This window comes from Mesotoga sp. UBA5825 (genome assembly GCF_002432955.1).
Classification (GTDB): domain Bacteria; phylum Thermotogota; class Thermotogae; order Petrotogales; family Kosmotogaceae; genus Mesotoga.
Map to the genome: position 1 here is coordinate 1 of NZ_DJHG01000065.1, position 2,571 is coordinate 2,571.

Here is a 2,571-nt window from a genome sequence, read left to right on the forward strand (position 1 = left end):
CTTCTGGCGTACAGCGGCTCTTTCAGAGAACGGTGAACCGCAACGGACAACTATTTCTTCTGCTTGCAACTGACAATATGAAACTTGGAACTGCTTCTTAGGAAGTATGAAGCTGAACAGCAAGCAAAAAAGGGGAGTGATCTCCCCTCTGGTGGAGCCGAGGGGATTCGAACCCCCGGCCTCCGCCTTGCGAAGGCGGCGCGCTCCCAGCTGTGCTACGGCCCCACATAAGAATGATTATAGCCTGAATCATCCAGGAATTCAATCAGTCGCGAAGACAAAAAGGGCTACGCAAGGTTCATGAAGCCCCTACTATTCCCCTCCAAGTCATGAACACCCATACTCTCCGCAACAACTGGCTGAAAACCGAGAGCCTAAGTCAAATTAGGAGATTCCGAACCTTCGGAACTCACGCTCGAGCAGTTTCACTTCTGATGGGCGATTGATTTCGAGAGAATCAACGCGCTGTGCATTTTGTGTTAGCTGCTTACAGGCTCGACGGAATAGCTATGAGCTCGCCGAACTTGAAGAGGCTAAGATCATTTGAGTGGCATGCCTTGATTATATAGGCCGTATCAATTCCATGGCTCGTTCCTCCGGCTGTGACTACCCACTGGTCGGTTCTGATCATTCCCGCATCTGCAGCCATGATCGCTATCTCAACTGCGACCTTCGTTCCCTGGCCGAAAAGGCGGAGCGCCGTAGCAAATACTTGAGGCGGATAGGCACCTCCTGCAGACTTCACGAATGCTCCGTCGATCCCTCTGAAAAGGTGGGTAGCGGTCAGAATAGAGTGCCTCGTTCCGGTATACAGTTTTTTTACTTCTTGGTCGAATTCGTCTCCATCTGGTTCTCTAAAACCGACACTATGAGTAACAATTGTCAGCTTGATGGGATCGGGGACGGTCTCATAAGCCAGCTTTGCAACCCGCCCGCTGGTCGACGGCAAAACAACGTCCTTTATACCGGCTTCTGCCGATCGCTCGAAAATCATTTTGAGAAGAGTTATTGTCGTCTCTTCGTCACTCTTTGCGAAATACATGGTCAAGGGTGTATCACTCCTTTATCACTGTTTTCACGGCTCTGCGAATGATGTCGTCATCTACTAGATAGGGGAGAGTGATCTGCTCATTCCCCACTCTCTCTCTGTTGAAATCCGCAGCCACGGAAAGAGCGTTTTCGTTTCTCGCCCAGGCTCTTCTGGCAACTCCGCTCATCACATCCCAGGGTATCGACGTCTTAATAATTTCGTCCACTCTCTCGCTTCCGTCGAGAACGAGTCCGAATCCTCCGTTTATGGCCTTTCCAATTCCCACTCCACCTCCGTTGTGAAGTGCGACCAGGCTCATGCCTCTTGCGGCGTTTCCTGCGAAGCATTGGGTAGCCATATCCGCCATTATATTGCTTCCGTCTTTGATATTCGATGTCTCTCTGAAAGGGGAGTCTGTCCCTCCGGTGTCGTGATGGTCTCTGCCTATCATTACCGGTCCTATCTCTCCACCTCTTACCATTTCATTGAACTTCAAAGCGATATCGCGTCTGCCCTTGGCATCTTGATAAAGTATTCTTGCCTGAGTACCGACGACCAGCTTGTTTCTGTCGGCATCTCTAATCCAGATGTAATTGTCTCTGTCCTGACCACGACGATCTGGATCTATGCAGCTCATTGCGGCCGCATCGGTCTTGAGCAGATCCTCTTTCTTTCCACTCAGGCAGACCCATCGAAACGGGCCGTATCCGTAGTCGAAAAGCATGGGCCCCATTATATCCTCAACGTAGGAGGGGAAGATGAATCCCTCCGAGGTATCGTTACCGTTCCTAGAAATCTCTTTGGCTCCGGCATCGTATACTGCCTTCATGAACGAGTTGCCATAATCGAAGAAGTACGTTCCCCTTTCGACGAGCAGCTTTATGAAATCAAAATGCCTAATCAGTGATTTGTCGACCAGCTCCCCGAATCTCTTCTTGTCGTTACTGAGTAGCTCTGTCCTCTCTTCAAAGGTCAGACCCTGGGGGCAGTAACCCCCATCGTACGGAGCGTGGCAGGACGTCTGATCGGAAAGCAATTCTATGTGAATGTTGTTCTTGACCGCATATTCAAGCAGATCAACAATATTTCCGAAGAAGGCGATCGCAAGGCTCTCTTTCTTCTCAGCCTTTTCCTTTGCCAGGGCGAAGGCGCTCGATGGATCATCGACTATTTCGTCGATCCAGCCCTGATCAAGTCTAGTCTGAATCCTCGATCGATCTACTTCGGCGATTATTCCCACTCCGCCGGCTATCTTCACTGCCTTTCCCTGAGCACCGCTCATTCCGCCGAGCCCCGAGGAGACGAAAAGGTGTCCGCGGAGATCGCCGTCATCCGGGATACCAAGCTTCTGCCTTCCCGCGTTAAGGATTGTATTGAAGGTTCCGTGAACTATTCCCTGTGGCCCTATGTACATCCAGCCTCCAGCCGTCATCTGTCCATAGTTGGCTACACCCAGCGCCTGGGCTCTTATCCACTGCTCCTGGTCGTCGAACATCCCGATCATGAGCGCATTGGTGATTATCACCCTGGGACTGGTCTTC

The 2,571-nt window shown here is 51.1% G+C and carries 2 protein-coding genes and 1 tRNA gene; all 3 read right to left on the reverse strand.

The features are described 5' to 3' along the window. Positions 1-149: 149 nt before the first annotated feature. Positions 150-225: transfer RNA gene (locus B3N33_RS06055), tRNA-Ala, on the reverse strand. 262 nt (positions 226-487) lie between these two features. Continuing rightward, positions 488-1,042, reverse strand: a complete 555-nt coding sequence (locus B3N33_RS06060; RefSeq protein WP_292590824.1) for a pyruvate kinase alpha/beta domain-containing protein — start codon at positions 1,040-1,042, stop codon at positions 488-490. Positions 1,043-1,055: 13 nt separating this feature from the next. After that, positions 1,056-2,571, reverse strand: a 1,516-nt coding sequence (locus B3N33_RS06065; RefSeq protein WP_292592508.1) for a urocanate hydratase, incomplete at its 5' end; no start/stop codon positions are given.

What these genes read in the sequence shown, in the direction of transcription:
- B3N33_RS06060 (WP_292590824.1), bottom strand. Translation starts at nt 1,042, where the DNA reads ATGTATTTCGCAAAGAGTGACGAAGAGACGACAATAACTCTTCTCAAA.